This is a genomic window from Flavobacterium esculini, from assembly GCF_048284325.1.
Lineage (GTDB): Bacteria > Bacteroidota > Bacteroidia > Flavobacteriales > Flavobacteriaceae > Flavobacterium.
In genome coordinates this window covers 1-18739 of the sequence record NZ_JBLVPI010000012.1, presented here as the reverse complement: position 1 = coordinate 18739, position 18739 = coordinate 1, and the positions used below count along the sequence as shown (strand labels likewise).

Genomic DNA, 18739 nt, shown 5'->3' with positions numbered 1-18739 from the left:
AGCTGGGACTTCGCAGAGCCATCACGATTATATTTTGTTGTTACGACTTATTTATACTTCGCAGAGCGGGAGTGGTTAATCATAATTCGGGTAGAAGAGTATCTCTTCTTTATTGTTTGTTTTATTCGAAATTCTAATCTCTTTTAAACAAGCACCTTTTTCATCTTTGGTTTCACAGGATATTAAAACTTCGTCAATAAGTGTATCCTTTTTGTCCTTGGTAACAATCTTAGAAAGTTCTTTGTTCGTATAATAAAAATACTGGGTGTTGAAAGTTGTAAAATTGTCTACTATTTTATCAATAGTTCCATCTGTATTATAATGATAAATGGCTTCGTTTTCTTTGTATTGTTTTTTAGTGTAACAGCTGATACGTTCACGGTGATTCGGTTTCCAACGTGTTTTACAGTAATAAGGTTCTCTATCTGGATACAGTTCCACTTCAAACCATAATTTCTTTTTGGTTTCTTGCAATAGATCGCCTAATGAATCGACAGTTTTGGAGTATTTGATGCGGCCATTTCTAGTAAAGACCATTTGCTTTTTGTGCAAAAGCTTTTTCTGATTACTTTCGACTACATATATTTCTTCGGTAGCCGATTTTATTCCTTCAGGCAGCTGTCGTTTCTGAATATACTTTTTTGTTGTACATGATTGTACCGTTATGAGTAGGATAATAAAAAATAAAACTTTCATGATCGTAAAGTTTAGGATACACTAAGTTACGGATTTTAAAAGATTTAAAATGTAAATTTTTAGCGTTGCAAACGTTACGATTGTGCTTTAATTGAAATTGGTACTCGTTGCAAACGAGCATTTACTTTGTATTTAATAATTCAATAAATACTCAGCAGTTTCATCAACTTTTAAATCGATTTGAGATTTCCTAATAGGTAAACTTGAAAAGTATCCAGAACATAGTAATTCTAAAGGAGATATTCTTCGATGTGATTCACTTATTTTGTCTTTGTCAATATTGAAATGATTTGCAAAACGTTCTAAGTAATCATTCGTGGGATAAGAAGGTGTATTCCAATCATTATAAAATATATAATCTTGTTCTAAAAAACCTTTTAGGATATTAAGGCAAAATCCCGAACAAGTCATTGTTTCTGATATTTCTTTTTCTGAAAAGTGTACTCCATTTGTATCATAATATTCTCCTGAATAAAAATAACCGTATCTTGGATTAGCTTTTTTCATAACTCTTTTACACATCATTATAAATGATGGTATTAATTCAGCATTAATAGTTTCAGTGATTTTATGAAAACAATTTTCGTTGTAAATGTTATCGAACAATATTTCCTTACCGCCATAATGAAAGTGATTAATTTCATTATTATATTTAATCACTAAAACAGAGTGTTCAGGAATTTTATCTTTACCAATATAACTTCCTATTGCAACAAAATTATTTTTTATATCGACTTCGGTAAAAGAATTTATAATATCAAACATACTTTAAATTTTATTTAGTGCATGTTCAAAATGATCTAAAAGGATTTTTCTATAATCTTTGATTTTGGTATTTTCTTTCAAATTTTTAGTAATGATTAGTAGTGTTTTTAGTTCATTTATATTATCAAATAATAAACTATAAGATTTTAATAAAATAGATAAATCGTCAATTCTAGATTTTGAATTTTCAACAAAATCATATATCAATTCTAGTCGTTCAAATAATTCTTTTGTTTCATTAAGATTATTCGCGAATTGTCTAAAATATTTCACTTGATTATCTTGTAATATTGAACAATGATAATAGGTGATTTTTTCTTCATCTTCTATAGAAAATTTCTTCAAGACAAGACAAGATATAGTCCTGTATAAGTAATCTTTTAACTCATCAACATCTTTTATAGTACAATCAATGGTTGTTTTTTGCCCTGAACCATAGTCAAAATGGTAATTTGGATCATTTCCACCAATTGAATTGAAAAAACCTGATAAAACAGTTAGTTCACTTTGATAAAAATTCTTACTTCTTTTTTTTACTATTTTTTTAGCTTTTCTGATCCTTTCATCAAGATTAATATTTGCATATTTAAATTGATATTTAAAAACTTCATTTTGTAATTCTTTTTGAATATTTCTAAGGTTTGAAGTTATAGTATCGTCGATTGATTCACCACTTATTGCTTCATCAATTGTATTGTATATGTTTTGAATCTCAAATGATGAACCATTTACAGCAGTATATGCAGAACCTTTTTTAATTGTGAAGGTGACTTCTTTTGATATACTTTCCGCAATATTTTTTAATGAATTTGTAACAGAAAGAAAAGACTCTAAAGCTTTAATAGACATGTTATTTAAATCAACGTATTCATCGTCGACATAATTAAGCGTTATTTCTATTTTTTCTTTAGACATTTGTTTGTAAGTATGTTAAATATTTATGAGTTCACTATTTTGCAAATTAACTCTAAATTATAGTATTGTTATAGTGAAGATTGGGTCATTAAAAATACAATAATTTTGATAGGTATTTATAACGAACGGCATACATTAATATTTATCAAATATATAATTTTAACTTTTAAAACACTGAAAAAACTGATAAATAATTATTCAACTTTATTTTTTTTTCAAAACTAACTCCTTTTGGTTCAGCAATTTTACTGAAAATCGTAAACCCTATTTTTTTGCACAAATGACCTAGCCCTGATAGAAGCGGCATCCTTTTTCTTGCTTCTTTAGCAAGGAAAAGATACAAGCGAATAGCAGGAAACAGCTCCTAAAAATAGTATTATTCTACCTAAATAGTTGCTAAAATTATCACTAAAAAACTTGAAACATCAAACTTGAAACTTTAAACAAAAATTTCGTATTTTTGCACTCCAAATAAAGGACTAAGAAAATGTTAGATAGACTTCAAATAGTAAAACAACGTTTCGATGAGATATCGGATTTGATCATTCAGCCGGATGTTATCTCGGATCAGAAGCGTTATGTGCAATTGAATCAAGAGTATAAAACGTTGAAAGCTTTGGCAGAAAAGCGAGATGAATACGTGCTTCTCATGGCAAATATGGATGAAGCAAACGAAATAATAGCGGATAACAGTGATGCAGATATGACCGAAATGGCCAAAATGCAACTGGAAGAAGCGAAGGAAAGATTACCGGAACTGGAGGATGAAATCAAATTTATGTTGATTCCTAAAGACCCGGAAGATGCCAAAAATGTCATGGTGGAAATTCGTGCCGGAACGGGTGGGGATGAAGCGAGTATTTTTGCAGGAGATTTATTCCGTATGTACACTAAATATTGCGAGAACAGAGGTTGGAGAACTTCGGTGGTGGATATGAATGAAGGAACTTCGGGTGGTTTCAAAGAGGTGATTTTTGAAGTGACCGGAGAAGATGTTTATGGAACCTTGAAGTTTGAAGCGGGTGTTCACCGTGTGCAACGGGTACCGCAAACGGAAACGCAAGGACGTGTACACACCTCGGCAGCGACTGTTATGGTATTGCCGGAAGCAGAAGAGTTTGACGTTCAGATTGATATGAATGATGTACGTGTGGATTTTTTCTGTTCGTCAGGACCAGGTGGACAATCGGTAAATACAACCAAATCAGCGGTTCGTTTGACACACATTCCAACAGGATTGGTGGCGCAATGTCAAGATCAAAAATCACAACATAAAAATAAAGACAAGGCATTTGGCGTATTGCGTTCCCGTTTGTACGAACAGGAATTAGCCAAAAAACAAGCGGAAGATGCTACCAAACGTACGTCTCAGGTAAGTTCTGGTGACCGTTCGGCAAAAATTCGTACCTATAACTATGCACAAGGTCGTGTAACGGATCACCGTGTGGGATTAACATTATACGATTTAGGAAATATCATGAATGGTGACATTCAGAAAATTGTTGATGAGCTAGCGTTAGTCAACAACATGGAAAAATTGAAAGAAGCCAGCGAAGTTTTTTAAGAAAATAGAGGCAAGAATAAAGAGAAAAGTTACCATGCTAAATAATTTAGCATGGTATTTTTTTTTAAAAACTTTTGTAGGCTTCAATAATTCTATAAGTTACTATGTCATTTGTAGCCATTAATTGGATTGCTTTTTTTGCTTTAGCTTCAGAAAGAGTATAACCACTTGCATAACCACTTGGGGTATTTATTTCCCAGAAATACACCGTTTTATTTGTTGTTTTGCTAATTTTAATTTTTTGTTGTTGGGTAATTGTTGTTGGGTCCTTTTTTTCTTTTGGGTTTGCAAACAAAATTGTAGTTGCAATTAAAGTTGCTGATAAAATAATTTTTTTCATGGTTTTATTTTGTTAGATTAATACTGCAAAGATGGCATATCTTTTGGTTTTATTTGTTATATAAATTTATTTTTATTATATAATTCACTCTTATTTATTTGGAAATCAAGTTCTTTCAGGTGAAGAGGCTGTTTCGGGATCTGTTCTGCCAAGCTGCAGCAGTATCGATTTAAAAAAAAAAGGTAGCATTAAAATATAGCATATTCAGTGATTTTTAAGTTATAAAACCGTCAGTCCTTTTGGGGTTTTTTTCATAAATTTGCAGCTCATAATTTAAATAATGACTACACAACAACTTATTGACCAAATCAAAATCAAGAAATCATTCCTAGCTGTAGGACTCGATGTTGATTTAAATAAAATTCCACAACATTTATTAGAACTGGAAGATCCCATTTTCGAATTCAATAAAGCGATAATTGATGCGACGCATGATTTAGCAGTGGCTTACAAACCGAATACGGCTTTTTATGAAGCCTACGGAATAAAAGGTTGGATGTCGTTACAAAAAACAATTAATTACATCAACTCAACCTATCCGGATATATTCACGATTGCCGATGCCAAACGTGGGGATATTGGCAATACGTCTTCCATGTATGCCAAAGCTTTTTTTGAAGATTTGAATTTCGACAGCGTTACCGTTGCTCCTTATATGGGAAAAGATTCGGTGGAACCCTTTTTAGCCTTCGAAAATAAACATACGATTATGTTGGCTTTGACTTCCAATGAAGGAGCGTTTGATTTTCAGACTTTGAATGTTCCCGACGCTTCGGGAGGAAAAGAATTGTACAAACACGTATTAGAAACCTCTAAAACGTGGAAAAATAGCGAAAACCTGATGTATGTTGTCGGTGCTACCAAAGCAGTATATTTCACTGAAATTCGTAAAATTGTCCCTGACAGTTTTTTGCTTGTTCCCGGAGTGGGAGCACAAGGCGGAAGTTTAGCCGAAGTTTGTAAATACGGTATGAATGCCAATGTAGGCTTGCTGATTAATTCTTCCAGAGCGGTTATTTATGCTTCGAACGGAACTGATTTTATTGAAAAAGCAAGAGAAGAAGCGTTGAAGATGCAACAGGAAATGGAAGGGATTATGAGTTTGAAGTTTGAAAAGGTTTAAGGTTTAAAGTGGAAGAATTTTAAACAGGGACTTTTTCGTAAACCATTAAGAAATTAAGTTTCATTAAGCTTGCGTCTAGATTTGAATAGAAAACTTTGTGGGCTTCGAGGTTAAACTTTAAAGCCTTAATTTTTCTTAATTTCTTAATGGTTAAAAAGCTGTAAATTTAGGGGTTAATAATGTCATTTTTAAACTTTAAACTTGAAACCAAAAAAATTAATAGATCAAATCGGAACCACGCATTCTTTTGAAAATTCGCCAAAACGCATTATTTCATTGGTTCCTTCCCAAACCGAATTACTATATGATTTAGGTTTGGAAGACCGAATTGTTGGGATTACCAAATTCTGCGTGCATCCATATCATTTTAAGTCAACTAAGAAAATTGTAGGCGGAACCAAAAAAGTGCATTTTGAGAAAATCAGATTGTTGCAACCGGATATCATCATTTGTAACAAAGAGGAAAATACACAAGAAATTGTGGAGGAATTGCGTAAAATTTGTCCGGTTTGGGTGACGAATATTATCACGATTGAAGACAATTCTCAAATGATTACCGATTTTGGTCAGCTATTCAATTGCAGAACTGAAGCGCAGAAATGGAATGACAAATTGGCTTTTGCCCTGAGCGATTTTAAAAACTTCGTCAAAGATATACCCGTAAAAAAAGCAGCGTATTTCATTTGGAAAAACCCTTTTATGGTCGCTGGGTCGGATAATTTCATCAATGAATTATTAAAACTAAATCATTTTCAAAATATCTATGAAAATAATCCCGAGACTTCGGGACGTTACCCGGAAATCGAACTCAAAAAAATGCGTTTGGAAGGTGATCCGGATTTGGTTTTTCTATCCTCAGAACCTTTTCCTTTCAAGGAAGAAGATGCTTTTGAAATAGGAAGGCACACGCATCATGCAAAAACGGTGTTTGTAGATGGCGAAATGTTTTCTTGGTATGGAAGCCGCTTGCTAAAAGCGTTTGACTATTTTAAAAAAATACATCAAAAATTATAGTTCACATTCTTCCAGAACTAATTCTTCTGCAGTATCACTAGGATTTACAGTATTTTTTTCTATTTCGAAATTTTGTTCAGCAAGTATTTGATATTCTTTTTTAAGCTTTTCAATTTCACTTTTCTCTTTCAATAATCCAATCATCGGTGTAATTTTTTTGCAAATTTACGTTTTACAATTGTTAAATTAGTATTAATATATGTTAAGATTGAGATTTAAAATTAAAATCCTATTTTTACAAAAAATAAAAACGTGATTAATTACACCATTTACGAAAATAAAAACACCGATCAGTGGGTCACTTTTGTGCATGGTGCCGGCGGAAGTTCGTCTATCTGGTTCAAACAAATACGCGATTTCAAAAAACAATATAATGTATTGTTATTGGATTTGCGTGGTCACGGAGAATCAAAACCCACCTTGAAAACGGCTTTCAAGCAACACTATACTTTTTCGGCTTTGGCCAATGATATTCTGGAAGTTTTAGACTTTCTAAAAATTAAAAAATCGCATTTTGTAGGTATTTCATTGGGTACCATTTTGATAAGACAATTAGCGGAAATGTATCCGGAAAGGGTGCAAAGCATGATTCTTGGCGGCGCTATCCTGAAAATGAATTTCCGTTCTCAAGTATTGATGCGATTGGGGAATATGTTTAAATATGTATTGCCTTATTTGGTTCTATATAAGTTTTTTGCCTTTGTTATCATGCCTAAAAAAAGTCACAAGCAATCTCGTGTGCTTTTTATAAATGAGGCCAAAAAATTATACCAAAAAGAGTTTATTAAATGGTTTAAACTCACCGCCGAAATAAATCCGGTGCTCAAATGGTTTCGTCAGGTCGAATTGAATATTCCTACGCTTTATGTTATGGGTGAGGAGGATTATATGTTCTTACCATCGGTTCGAAAAGTGGTGGAGAATCATTATAAATCTTCTAAATTATTTGTGATAGAAAAATGTGGGCATGTGGTCAATGTGGAGCAACCTAATGCTTTTAATGATGCAGTTCTTTCTTTTATAAATACCGCTAAATAAAAAAATGCCTGCATTATAAATGCAGGCAATTCTTTAACTAACCAAAACCAAAATAATAAATAACCAGTTTATTACCCTGCAAAGGTCATACATAAGCAAGCGTTTTGCTGTTAAGATTTTGTTATTACTTTGTTGTATATACGTTAAGTTTTCTTCTTGAATTTTAAGAATAATAAAATAGGATGAAGCACCAATGTTTAATCTGTTTTAGGTGTTGATTGTAATTATTTTTTGTCTTGCAAAGCAAAAACCTTTTTCAGTATATCCGAAGTTCTGGCATTTAGATTGGTTCTGATATTTTTTTCTTCAACAGTAATCATTTTGAAAACCCCATCTAGCGCTTTGTTGGTGATATAATCGGTTATATCAGGATTTACTTTTGAAACGAGAGGAATCGTATTGTATTTTTTTATAATGGAATTCCAAATTACATCTGCACCCACTTTATTAATTGACTTTTGTACAACGGGACTGAATTTCGCATACAATGGAATAGTTGTAGAAGATTGTAAATAGGTGGTAGCGGCATTATCATTTCCTAACAAAATGCTTTTGGCATCAGTAATAGTAATGTTTTTAATCGCCGAGACAAAAATTGGAGTTGCTTCTTTTACGGCATCTTCAGCAGCACGATTTAGTGCTTTAATTCCATCATCTGCTAAAGTAGCCATCCCCATTTTTCTAAGCATTTTATCAACTCGTGCTAATTCTTCGGGCATCAAAATTTTCACGGTTTCGTTTTTATAAAACCCATCGACGGCTGTTAATTTCGAAACTTGTTCCGACACTCCTTTATTTAATGCTTCCTTTAAGCCGGCTGCAATGTCTATGCTTGTATTTGTTTTTGTAATTGTCGAAGCTTTGTCAGCAGCTTTCTTAATGAAATCTTTAAATTGGGCTATGCCAACAATTGGAACGAGAAGAAGTAGTAACGCTATTTTTTTCATCTTGTATAATTTGTTCCAAAATTAAACAAAGATTGGCTGGATGCAAAAGATAAAAACAATCAATTTGATTATGATAGCAAGTGTGTTATCTTTGATAAACTTCTAAATTCTGTTTATAACTTAACTGATATGTGATGAATATCCTCGAACTTGAATTATTGACAGCTAATATAAATGAAACGGAGTTGTTTTATAATGAAGTGATTGGATTTAAAACTGTTTCAAAAAACAATTCGAGTATTTCATTTAGGGCAGGTTCTACAAAACTAACGTTCTGGTCTTCTGAAAATTTAAAACCGGTGTATCATTTTGCTTTTGATATATCCAATAATAAGTTGCTGGAAGCTTTCGCTTTGATAGAAAAGAAGACGGAAATTCTAGAGGTAATTCCACCCGATAAAATCGCGGATTTTTATAATTGGAATGCCAAGTCTTTTTATTTTTATGATAATAATGGAAATATTTTAGAATTCATTGCCCGTTTTAGTTTAGATAATGCTTCAGAAAAACCATTTGATGGTTCGTCAATTCTTTCTGTGAGTGAAATAGGTTTTGTTTCGAAAAATGTTTCACAGCTTAGTGATGAAATGTCTAATAAATATGGTCTTTCTGTATTTCCAAAACAACCCAAACTAAATAAATTCATTGTTTTAGGAACAGATATGGGACTTTTTATTCTGGTGGAAGAAAACCGGGATTGGTATCCAACGCATAAAAAAGCAAAACCATTCTGGACTAAAGTAGTATTTGACAATAATGGGAAAATGAGCGAAATTGAAGTTTCAGGTTAATTAAAAAATGCTCACCAAAAGTGAGCATTTTTTATATGATGGATTCGTTAATTTTATGGGTTTCGGCGTCCTCTCCTTTGGAAAGTCCGTCCCGACCCTTCAGGATCGGAAGGGGCGAGGATTTAAGAAAACACCACCGTTTTGTTATTATAGACCATCGTTTTTCTCTCTGCATGCAATTTTATGGCTCTTGCTAAAACCATGCGTTCCAGATCACGCCCTTTCATAATAAAATCCTCAATAGAATGACTGTGTGAAACTCGGGCAATATCCTGTTCGATAATCGGACCTTCATCTAATCCTTCAGTAACATAATGACTGGTGGCGCCAATGATTTTCACGCCGCGTTTAAAAGCCGAATGATAGGGTTTTGCTCCAGGAAAAGCAGGAAGAAAGGAGTGATGAATATTGATGATTTGATTTTTGTACTGCGCAATTAAATTGGGCGTGATAATCTGCATGTAGCGAGCCAAAACAATAAAGTCAATATTGTACTGCTTCAGTAGATCCATTTGTTTTTGTTCCCCTTCCGCTTTAATGTCTTTGGTGAAAGGAACATAATGAAATGGAATGGAAAAACGTTCCGCCACTGATTTTAAATCCTCATGGTTGCTTATAATCAATGGAATTTCAAGAGGCAGTTCACCAGCGCTGTACCGTCCTAAAATGTCATACAAACAATGGTCATATTTAGAAACAAACAAAGCCATTTTTGGTTTTTCGTCTTGGGTATATATTTCCCAAGACATATTAAAACGATTTGCTAAATTAGTTTGAAAATCGTTCTTGATTGCTTCAATATCCCAATTTTTGGCACTGAACTCACATTCCAAACGCATGAAAAATACATTTTCATCGGCATCTACATGCTGGTCCAGATAGATAATATTACCGTCAATTGAGGCAATGTAATTGGTAACAGAGGCAATAATTGCTTTTTGGTCTTCGCAATGTATAAGGATTGTAATTTTTTGCATTTTATGTATTTCTTTCGACTTTAGTCTGATAGTAAGAATAGTGTTTTTCAAAACTAAACTTATTTCTTTTTATAAAAAAATTTGATTTTAGTGTTTATGTTTTAAAAATAGAGAACAGTTTAGTATCCAAATTAGTTTTTATCCTGCATCGCAAAAACCCTTTGCAATAAAACAGATGTTCTGGAACTTAAATTGGTTCTGATATTTTTTTCTTCAACAGCAATCATCTTGAAAACGCCGTTCATCGCTTGATTAGTAACGTAATCAGTCAGGTCAGGATTTACTTTGTTTACTAGTGGAATGCTGTTGTATTTTGTTATAATGTTAGACCAGACTTTATCAGCACCCACTTTAGTGAATGAATTTTTTATCACAGGATTAAATTTTCCGTACAAAGCTGTTGAGGTGCTATTTTGTAAATAAGTAGTCGCTGAACTTTCATTTCCCATCAAAATAGATTTGGCATCCATAAAAGTCATGTTTCTTACCGCATCAACAAATATTGGAGTAGCTTCCTTAACCGCGTCTTCAGCGGCACGATTTAATACTCTCAAACCTTCGTCAGCCAGTGAATTCAATCCAATTTTTCGTAAACCAGCATCTACTTTTCTTAATTCTTCCGGAAGTAAAATTTTTACGGCTTCATTTCTGTAAAAACCATCTGTCGCGGTCAATTTAGTTACTTGTTTAGAAATCCCGTTATTCAGCGCTTCCTTCAATCCTCCTGCAATATCAACGCCACCTACTCCTTGCGTTTGCGGTAATTGATTCAGAACCTGCTGCATTTCGGCACAACTGGAAAGTGATACTGCCGCTACTAAAATTAAAATTTTTTTCATCTTAAATTGTTTTTGTAAATTTATTTTATCCATTCGGCCTAGTACTTATGTCAAAAGTACTACTTATTCAAAAATAAAGCCATGATTTTATTTAGGAGCACAAACTTTAGGATTTATTAAGAAACAGTTGTCCCGATGGAAGCGACATCCCTCGCTGAAAAAGCGAGGGATGTCGCTTCCATCGGGGCTAAATAATAAAATTATTGCTTATTTATCAATAACTATGACCGCGATTAAATAATTTTTAAAATAAAATCGTAAATTGCACTCTTAAATTATCATATTCATAAAATGGAACTTCTAAAACCGTATATCCCTGTTAATAAAGTAAGAATTGTTACCGCAGCAGCCCTTTTTGATGGTCATGATGCCGCTATTAACATCATGCGTAGAATTATTCAATCTACCGGTGTTGAGGTCATTCATTTAGGTCACGATAGAAGTGTGGAAGAAGTGGTCAATACAGCGATCCAAGAAGATGCCAATGCTATTGCCATAACATCGTATCAAGGGGGACACAACGAATATTTCAAATATATGTATGACTTGCTTCAAGAAAAAGGAGCAGGACAAATTAAAATATTTGGCGGTGGAGGCGGAGTGATTCTGCCTACAGAAATAGCCGAGTTACAAGCCTACGGCATCACCAGAATTTATTCTCCTGATGATGGACGCGCCATGGGTTTGCAAGGAATGATAAATGATTTAGTGCAACGCGCTGATTATCCCATTGGAGATAAACTAAGTGATGAAATCAATTATTTGGAGGAAAAAAATCCAAAAGCCATTGCCCGTATTATTTCATCAGCAGAAAACTTTCCTGATGTAGCGGCCCAGACATTGGAAGCAATCCATAAGAAAAATGAAAACAGTACGATTCCGGTTCTTGGAATTACAGGAACGGGTGGAGCAGGAAAATCATCGTTGGTAGATGAATTAGTACGTCGTTTTCTAATCGATTTTCCAGAAAAAACAATCGGATTAATATCTGTCGATCCATCCAAAAGAAAAACAGGTGGTGCACTTCTAGGTGACAGAATCCGAATGAATGCTATCAATAGTCCAAGAGTTTACATGCGTTCCTTGGCTACACGGCAATCAAATCTGGCTTTGTCAAAATATGTTGCTGATGCAATTCAAGTCATTAAAGCAGCCAAATATGATATTATAATCTTGGAGACTTCTGGAATCGGACAATCAGATACGGAGATTATGGATCACTCTGATGTATCCTTATATGTAATGACACCAGAATTTGGTGCTGCAACCCAATTAGAAAAAATCGACATGCTAGATTTTGCCGACTTGGTAGCGATAAATAAATTCGATAAACGCGGTTCTCTTGATGCGTTAAGAGACGTAAAAAAACAATACCAACGCAACCACAATCTTTGGGATGCAAATTTAGATACGCTTCCGGTTTTTGGGACGATTGCTTCGCAGTTTAACGATCCGGGAATGAATACGCTTTATAAAGCGATAATGGATAAAATCCAGGAGAAAACGAATTCTGATTTGAAATCGACGTTCCAAATCACACGTGAAATGAGCGAGAAAATATTCGTTATTCCACCACACAGAACGCGTTATTTATCTGAAATTGCCGAAAGCAACAGAAAATATGATGTGACGGCGGTAAGTCAAGAACAAGTAGCCCAAAAATTATACGGGATTTTTAAAACACTGGAAAGTGTATCTGGAAAATTTCCTGTCATAAATAAAACCGGAATCGATGATGATTCTGTTTTGCCTACTGCTTTAGAATCTGAAAAACCAAGTGTAGCTGAGAACAAAATCTTTTTGAACCTTTTACTGAATCAATTTGATAAGGTAAAAATGGATTTGGATTCCTACAATTGGGAAATCATTTTGACTTGGAATGAAAAAGTAAATAAATATAAAAATCCGGTTTATACCTTTAAAGTTCGTGATAGGGAAATCAAAATGGCTACGCATACAGAGTCGCTTTCACATTCTCAAATTCCGAAAATAGCTTTACCAAAGTATCAGGCTTGGGGTGATATTCTGCGTTGGTGTTTGCAGGAAAATGTTCCTGGAGAATTTCCTTTCACGGCAGGTTTGTATCCTTTCAAGAGGGAAGGAGAGGATCCCTCAAGAATGTTTGCAGGAGAAGGTGGACCGGAACGAACCAACAAACGGTTTCATTATGTGAGCGCGGGATTGCCGGCAAAACGATTATCAACGGCTTTTGATAGTGTGACTTTATACGGAAACGATCCACACGTGCGTCCTGATATTTATGGGAAAATCGGAAATGCCGGAGTTTCTATTTGTTGTTTGGACGATGCCAAGAAATTATATTCCGGTTTCGATTTGGTTCATGCGATGACTTCGGTAAGTATGACTATCAATGGACCGGCACCCATGTTGTTGGGGTTTTTCATGAACGCTGCGATAGACCAGCAATGCGAATTTTACATCAAAGAAAATGCTCTTGAAAAAGAAGTTGAAGAAAAAATCAATAAAATTTACACCAAAAAAGGGGTAGAGAGACCGCATTATCAAGGTGATTTACCCGAAGGGAACAACGGTTTAGGCTTGATGCTTTTGGGCGTAACCGGAGATCAGGTTTTACCCGCGGATGTTTATAACGAAATCAAAGCAAGAACGTTATCTCAAGTTCGTGGAACAGTTCAAGCTGATATTCTTAAAGAAGATCAGGCGCAAAACACTTGTATTTTCTCTACAGAATTTGCCCTTAGATTAATGGGTGACGTGCAGGAATATTTCATAACTAAGAATGTCAGAAACTTTTATTCGGTTTCCATTTCAGGATATCACATTGCCGAAGCCGGAGCGAATCCAATCACGCAATTGGCTTTCACACTTTCTAATGGATTTACTTATGTGGAATATTATTTGAGCCGTGGCATGAATATCAACGATTTTGGACCCAACTTATCCTTTTTCTTTTCGAATGGAGTTGATCCGGAATATGCTGTTATCGGTCGTGTGGCACGTAAAATTTGGGCGAAAGCCATGAAAAACAAATACGGCGCTAACGAACGCGCCCAAATGTTGAAATACCACATTCAGACTTCCGGACGTTCCTTACATGCTCAAGAAATAGATTTCAATGATATTCGTACGACTTTGCAAGCGTTATATGCGATTTATGACAACTGTAATTCGTTACATACGAATGCCTATGACGAGGCGATTACAACACCTACGGAAGAATCAGTGCGACGTGCAATGGCAATTCAGTTGATTATCAATAAAGAATTAGGGCTGGCCAAAAATGAAAACCCAATTCAAGGTTCGTTCATCATTGAAGAATTGACGGATTTAGTTGAAGCTGCGGTTTTAGAAGAATTTGACAGAATTACCGAACGTGGTGGTGTTCTTGGCGCTATGGAAACGATGTACCAAAGAAGTAAAATTCAGGAAGAAAGTTTGTATTATGAAACTTTGAAACATACCGGAGAATTCCCAATTATTGGGGTGAATACGTTCTTAAGTTCCAAAGGTTCCCCAACGGTAATTCCAGCCGAAGTAATTCGTGCTACCGAAGAAGAAAAACAATATCAAATTGATATGTTGCAACATTTACACCAGTCCAATCAGGATTTAGTAAAGGAGCACTTGAATACGCTTCAGGAAGCCGCCATTAAAAATGAAAATTTATTCGAACACTTAATGGAAGCGACAAAGGTTTGTTCTTTGGGACAAATTACTTCGGCTTTATTTGAAGTTGGTGGGCAATATAGAAGAAATATGTAAACAGAGAACCACTTTTTGCGTAGTAAAAAGGGTTTGAATCGCTTATCCTGCTTTTGGGCAGGATCTCAGACACTCGTTTTCGCTTTTTAGCTAAAGGTAGTGGTCGCTTTTTCTGCTTTTTGGGGGATTTTTTTTAATATTTAATAAAGACCTTTCAGTGATGAGGTCCTTTTTGAATTTCTTATAAATTACATTTGATGCAATAATTTAATCACAAAAAAGAGGCTGTTCTTATAAAGATACAGCCTCTTAAAAATAATATACGGGTATTCTTTTCGGTAGCAAACTAATCAACATTTGCTACATTTTTATTTTTCAGTGCCGGTTTGTATACTTCCGAGATTGCTTTTGTTGTTAAAATTGACTTTTCTTCAGAAATAATAATTTCATGTTTTACTTTTTTTAGATTGTTTTCCACAACCAAAAAATAAGTTCCAACAGGTAATTCATCTAAATTATATCTTCTTAAGATTCCTTTCTCACCTGTTGCATTTTCGGTGTAGATTAAGTTATCCTTATCATCATAAAAAGATACATTAACTTTCTTGATTTCATTTAGAGAAAAGCTAATTACATTTCCTTCTCCTTTTTTTACATTAAGTAAAAAATCACCGTCGATTGCATACGAACTCATACTAGTCATTGCCACTACCAACAATAAACTTAATTTTAAAATCTTTTTCATAATACTAATTTTTAAATTGATTAATTAAAATTTATAGGGCTAAATTACTTCAATGAGATGTGTTGGAACACAGCTGGTTTTTCTGATTTAGGTGCTATTTTATCCTTTACGAAAACGATATATGTTGAAAACACAGGTGTTGTATGTCTTTGTTAGTTAGTAGCTTATGAATTAAAAAAGAGGAAGAGTTATTTCAATTCTAGTATCGTCCTAAAAAAAGTGATTAATTACTACTTATTATTTGTACTAAAGTCAAAGCTATCTCAATACTAATGAGGTGGTTTTTTTATATGGTTTTAAGTCTTTTTTTTTGAATATAGATTAGATAAAAAGACTTTTTCGTAATCAAGATTTTTTTATAATCATTTTCAGTTCATTCCACATTTCTGATAAATAAAAATTAATGGTTTAAAATCCTCGTGATGTTTCCTAAATCTTAAAAAAAAGCAACCGATTCTACTATTTTAAGATTATCAATAATTGTCCAAATTTATAATCAAAAAATCAATAAAATTGCGATAAAGTGATTAAAGTGCAGGGGTGATTTATTGCTTTTAACATTATTTTTTAATTAACAAATCTTATGTAATAAAACTATTAATTAATTGATAATCATGTTGTTAACGAGTGGTTTAGTGTTAATATTTTATTGCCGTAAAGCTTTTCTTAGTGAAGTGTGTTCTTTGTCGGGAATAATAGAATGTTGTCTTGTTTAGGTCTGTTTCTTTCCCTTTTTTTGGTGCAATACCTAACTTTGGTTCAACAAAAATTTATTTGATTTAGGTTGTTTACCAAGCAACTTTCAGGTTAATAAAAGGATTTTTTTGTTTCCCCTAAATAAATATCCTTTAGATGATGGACTACTTCAAATTATTTTTTGAAGATGTTTCGTTTTTCTGCAAGTTTTCTCCCCCAGTCTGAAAACTTTTGTAATATACCTATTTTATTAATTTCAATGCTAATTGTTTAAGATTAGAGTTTTAAGGTTGCTTTTTTAAGCGACTATCTGGTTGATAAAGAATTTAGTTATTGTTCCCCACAATAAAAATCCTTTGGACGATGGAGACTTCATAAATGTTTTATGAAGGTGTTTTTTTCTATAAGTTTTTTTCCCTAAGTCTGTAAACTTCCTTTTTTGTCTAAGTTATGATGTAAAAATACTTTTATTATGAAAAAATCTATTTTTTATAAGTTAAAAAGTGTGCAGGAGTATTGTTGCACTTTTTCTTGGCGTTTCTACAATTGCAGTAAGCTAGTAGTTCCTTTTGTTTTTTTGTTTTCCTTATTTGCAGGAGTAGAACTTCAAGCTCAAGTTTTAAGAGGAGTTGTGCCTGTTCAAATTCCAGCTAATGGATCAGGTGTTGATGGAGATGCTTTTGCTAATTACAAACAACTTCCTAGTATTTATGGAACCGTAGGGGATTTATTTTGTAAAACCCAATACCCTGGTCCTGGAGGTTGTGTTTTAGATGCGGGTGGTGTTCCAATAACCCCCTTGCTTACTTTTTTCTTAAGAGACCCTTTTGATATAGATCCTAATGGCACAGGCGATCCCACAGTATTTGATACTTCAACCAAAATAAATGAAGATCCTAATGTTTATAAGTGGAAAGCAGGAAGTTCACCTAATAAGAATGACATCAATAATTGTGGTGCCCATTTTAGTTATGGAAATGGTGTTGCGAACGCTGGTGTTGTTGAAGTCCTTCCTAATGGACCAAATGTATCATTCACTTCTCAAACAGATGAGTTATGGTGTTTGTTTGCTGGAGATAGACAAGTGACCAACGGTGATAGTTATATCGATTTTGAGTTTCTTCAAAAACCAATGTGGGCATACTATGGTACAGCTACTGATACTCCGATTGTTGGTCCAATAACTAGCGGAAGCGGAGGATTCAAATCCTTGGGTACTGACGGTGGTAGAACCCAAGGCGATGTCCTTGTGACTATTGCTTTTGCTCAAGGTGGTGGGGCTGCCCAAATCGTTATACAAGTTTGGACTCCAGTTTCTGGAGGTTTCAAATGGGTAACCCAAAACAATGCTGATTTTGCAAAGCTTATTTTTATTACCCAAAATACAGAAGTCACTAAAGTTCCTTTTCCTGTTTTTGGAGTTGTAGATAATAATAATGAAGGAACTTATGCAATAAATCAGTGGGCAGAAGGAGCAATCAATTTAACAAAAGTAATTGAAAAGCTTAATGGTGGTACTGCCAGTCCTTGTTTTAATTTAAGTACTTTATTTATACGAACAAAAACGTCTACTACAGATACTGCTCAATTAAAAGATTTTCCTGGACCACCTATCCAATTGAATTTGGATTTGCGTAAATTGAAAATCGAATGTCCAGCTGATCCTAAATTAGCCGAATGTAGTACACCTACGGCAATAGAAACAGCTTATCTTGCTTGGAAAAACGGTTTCAAAAATTCAGAAGGAGTCGACCCAGTAGTAACTAATATAGGAGATATTCCAAAATTGACCGATTTACCTGCTTGTGGAGGACAATTGAGTTTCGAATATAAGGTAACTGACTTTTGTCATAAAGATCCGTTAACGTGTACCAGTACTTTTACTGTTGCAAAAGACGTGACCATACCAGTGATTACAGCACCTGCTGATTATACATTGACAGGATGTAATACGGATTGGCCTGCCAGCGTTAGTGCCACTTGGACAGATAATTGTGGTATAAAAGGTGCTAAATCAGGAAATGTAGCTGGAGTTGCCGGTACTGTACAAACTGGTGCAGATGGCTGTTCCCAATACAGAGACTATACTTTTGATATTACCGACGATTGCACAAACGCAGCTGTTCAGAAAAAAGTGCGTATAACCAGACAATACGACGTGACCATTCCAGTGATTACAGCACCTGCTGATTATACATTGACAGGATGTAATACGGATTGGCCTGCTAGCGTTAGTGCCACTTGGACAGACAATTGTGGTGTAAAAGGTGCTAAATCAGGAAATGTAGCAGGAGTTGCCGGTACTGTACAAACTGGTGCAGATGGCTGTTCCCAATATAGAGACTACACTTTTGATATTACTGACGATTGCGCAAACGTAGCTGTTCAGAAAAAAGTGCGCATAACCAGACAATACGACGTGACCATACCAGTGATTACAGCACCTGCTGATTATACGTTGACAGGATGTAATACGGATTGGCCTGCCAGCGTTAGTGCCACTTGGACAGACAATTGTGGTGTAAAAGGTGCTAAATCAGGAAATGTAGCAGGAGTTGCCGGTACTGTACAAACTGGTGCAGATGGCTGTTCCCAATATAGAGAC

Annotated in this window: 15 protein-coding genes and 1 pseudogene; 7 read left to right on the top strand and 9 right to left on the bottom strand. The window is 34.3% G+C overall.

Annotated elements, in window-relative coordinates:
* Nucleotides 1-75: 75 nt before the first annotated feature.
* From ACNQGG_RS11225 to ACNQGG_RS11215, 3 genes are all read right to left on the bottom strand, one after another.
* Entirely contained in the window at nt 76-696 is a 621-nt protein-coding gene (locus ACNQGG_RS11225) for a hypothetical protein (RefSeq protein WP_417964012.1), read from the bottom strand.
* A 132-nt stretch (nt 697-828) separates the two neighbouring features.
* Nucleotides 829-1461, bottom strand: a complete 633-nt coding sequence (locus ACNQGG_RS11220; RefSeq protein ID WP_417964010.1) for a hypothetical protein — start codon at nt 1459-1461, stop codon at nt 829-831.
* Nucleotides 1462-1464: 3 nt separating this feature from the next.
* Nucleotides 1465-2376: a hypothetical protein gene (locus tag ACNQGG_RS11215; protein ID WP_417964008.1), complete on the bottom strand. Its 912-nt coding sequence runs from the start codon at nt 2374-2376 to the stop codon at nt 1465-1467.
* A 487-nt stretch (nt 2377-2863) separates the two neighbouring features.
* Between ACNQGG_RS11215 and prfA the strand changes: the two genes are divergently transcribed.
* Nucleotides 2864-3940 carry a peptide chain release factor 1 gene (prfA, locus tag ACNQGG_RS11210; protein ID WP_417964006.1) on the top strand — a complete coding sequence of 359 codons (1077 nt, stop codon included), beginning with the start codon at nt 2864-2866 and terminating at the stop codon, nt 3938-3940.
* Between the two features lie 64 nt (nt 3941-4004).
* On the opposite strand, the gene ACNQGG_RS11205 is transcribed toward prfA, so the two are convergent.
* Nucleotides 4005-4280 carry a hypothetical protein gene (locus ACNQGG_RS11205; RefSeq protein WP_417964004.1) on the bottom strand — a complete coding sequence of 92 codons (276 nt, stop codon included), beginning with the start codon at nt 4278-4280 and terminating at the stop codon, nt 4005-4007.
* 280 nt (nt 4281-4560) lie between these two features.
* Here ACNQGG_RS11205 and pyrF point away from each other — a divergent pair, with 280 nt between their 5' ends.
* A complete protein-coding gene (gene pyrF, locus ACNQGG_RS11200; protein ID WP_417964002.1) occupies nt 4561-5403 on the top strand; it encodes an orotidine-5'-phosphate decarboxylase in 843 nt (280 codons plus the stop codon).
* Between the two features lie 201 nt (nt 5404-5604).
* On the top strand, nt 5605-6417 hold the full coding sequence (locus tag ACNQGG_RS11195) for an ABC transporter substrate-binding protein (RefSeq protein ID WP_417964000.1): 813 nt from the start codon (nt 5605-5607) through the stop codon (nt 6415-6417).
* On the opposite strand, the gene ACNQGG_RS11190 is transcribed toward ACNQGG_RS11195, so the two are convergent.
* The gene (locus ACNQGG_RS11190; protein ID WP_417963998.1) at nt 6412-6561 is read right to left on the bottom strand and encodes a hypothetical protein; all 150 of its coding nucleotides are present in this window, start codon (nt 6559-6561) and stop codon (nt 6412-6414) included. The two genes, ACNQGG_RS11195 and ACNQGG_RS11190, sit on opposite strands and share 6 nt — an antisense overlap.
* A 108-nt stretch (nt 6562-6669) precedes the next feature.
* On the opposite strand from ACNQGG_RS11190, the gene ACNQGG_RS11185 reads away from it, so the two are divergent.
* A complete protein-coding gene (locus tag ACNQGG_RS11185) occupies nt 6670-7455 on the top strand; it encodes an alpha/beta fold hydrolase (RefSeq protein ID WP_417963996.1) in 786 nt (261 codons plus the stop codon).
* Between the two features lie 224 nt (nt 7456-7679).
* Here the strand turns inward: ACNQGG_RS11185 and ACNQGG_RS11180 are convergent, their stop codons facing one another.
* The gene (locus ACNQGG_RS11180; protein WP_417963994.1) at nt 7680-8402 is read right to left on the bottom strand and encodes a DUF4197 domain-containing protein; all 723 of its coding nucleotides are present in this window, start codon (nt 8400-8402) and stop codon (nt 7680-7682) included.
* 134 nt (nt 8403-8536) lie between these two features.
* On the opposite strand from ACNQGG_RS11180, the gene ACNQGG_RS11175 reads away from it, so the two are divergent.
* Nucleotides 8537-9193 (top strand): VOC family protein, encoded by a 657-nt coding sequence (locus ACNQGG_RS11175; RefSeq protein ID WP_417963992.1) that lies wholly within the window; start codon nt 8537-8539, stop codon nt 9191-9193.
* A 122-nt stretch (nt 9194-9315) separates the two neighbouring features.
* Here the strand turns inward: ACNQGG_RS11175 and purU are convergent, their stop codons facing one another.
* Nucleotides 9316-10170 carry a formyltetrahydrofolate deformylase gene (purU, locus tag ACNQGG_RS11170; RefSeq protein WP_417963990.1) on the bottom strand — a complete coding sequence of 285 codons (855 nt, stop codon included), beginning with the start codon at nt 10168-10170 and terminating at the stop codon, nt 9316-9318.
* Nucleotides 10171-10301: 131 nt separating this feature from the next.
* Complete coding sequence (locus ACNQGG_RS11165; protein ID WP_417963988.1) at nt 10302-11009, bottom strand: DUF4197 domain-containing protein; 708 nt, start codon at nt 11007-11009, stop codon at nt 10302-10304.
* Nucleotides 11010-11300: 291 nt separating this feature from the next.
* Here ACNQGG_RS11165 and ACNQGG_RS11160 point away from each other — a divergent pair, with 291 nt between their 5' ends.
* Complete coding sequence (locus tag ACNQGG_RS11160; protein ID WP_417963986.1) at nt 11301-14753, top strand: methylmalonyl-CoA mutase family protein; 3453 nt, start codon at nt 11301-11303, stop codon at nt 14751-14753.
* Nucleotides 14754-15039: 286 nt separating this feature from the next.
* Here ACNQGG_RS11160 and ACNQGG_RS11155 read toward each other — a convergent pair whose 3' ends face one another.
* On the bottom strand, nt 15040-15438 hold the full coding sequence (locus ACNQGG_RS11155; protein ID WP_417963984.1) for a FimB/Mfa2 family fimbrial subunit: 399 nt from the start codon (nt 15436-15438) through the stop codon (nt 15040-15042).
* A gap of 1168 nt (nt 15439-16606) precedes the next feature.
* On the opposite strand from ACNQGG_RS11155, the pseudogene ACNQGG_RS11150 reads away from it, so the two are divergent.
* Nucleotides 16607-18739, top strand: a pseudogene (locus ACNQGG_RS11150) (hypothetical protein); the annotation flags it as partial.

Coding starts and splice junctions, on each gene's coding strand:
- ACNQGG_RS11225 (WP_417964012.1), bottom strand. CDS start 696: ATGAAAGTTTTATTTTTTATTATCCTACTCATAACGGTACAATCATGT.
- ACNQGG_RS11220 (WP_417964010.1), bottom strand. CDS start 1,461: ATGTTTGATATTATAAATTCTTTTACCGAAGTCGATATAAAAAATAAT.
- ACNQGG_RS11215 (WP_417964008.1), bottom strand. CDS start 2,376: ATGTCTAAAGAAAAAATAGAAATAACGCTTAATTATGTCGACGATGAA.
- prfA (WP_417964006.1), top strand. CDS start 2,864: ATGTTAGATAGACTTCAAATAGTAAAACAACGTTTCGATGAGATATCG.
- ACNQGG_RS11205 (WP_417964004.1), bottom strand. CDS start 4,280: ATGAAAAAAATTATTTTATCAGCAACTTTAATTGCAACTACAATTTTG.
- pyrF (WP_417964002.1), top strand. CDS start 4,561: ATGACTACACAACAACTTATTGACCAAATCAAAATCAAGAAATCATTC.
- ACNQGG_RS11190 (WP_417963998.1), bottom strand. CDS start 6,561: ATGATTGGATTATTGAAAGAGAAAAGTGAAATTGAAAAGCTTAAAAAA.
- ACNQGG_RS11180 (WP_417963994.1), bottom strand. CDS start 8,402: ATGAAAAAAATAGCGTTACTACTTCTTCTCGTTCCAATTGTTGGCATA.
- ACNQGG_RS11175 (WP_417963992.1), top strand. CDS start 8,537: ATGAATATCCTCGAACTTGAATTATTGACAGCTAATATAAATGAAACG.
- purU (WP_417963990.1), bottom strand. CDS start 10,170: ATGCAAAAAATTACAATCCTTATACATTGCGAAGACCAAAAAGCAATT.
- ACNQGG_RS11165 (WP_417963988.1), bottom strand. CDS start 11,009: ATGAAAAAAATTTTAATTTTAGTAGCGGCAGTATCACTTTCCAGTTGT.
- ACNQGG_RS11160 (WP_417963986.1), top strand. CDS start 11,301: ATGGAACTTCTAAAACCGTATATCCCTGTTAATAAAGTAAGAATTGTT.
- ACNQGG_RS11155 (WP_417963984.1), bottom strand. CDS start 15,438: ATGAAAAAGATTTTAAAATTAAGTTTATTGTTGGTAGTGGCAATGACT.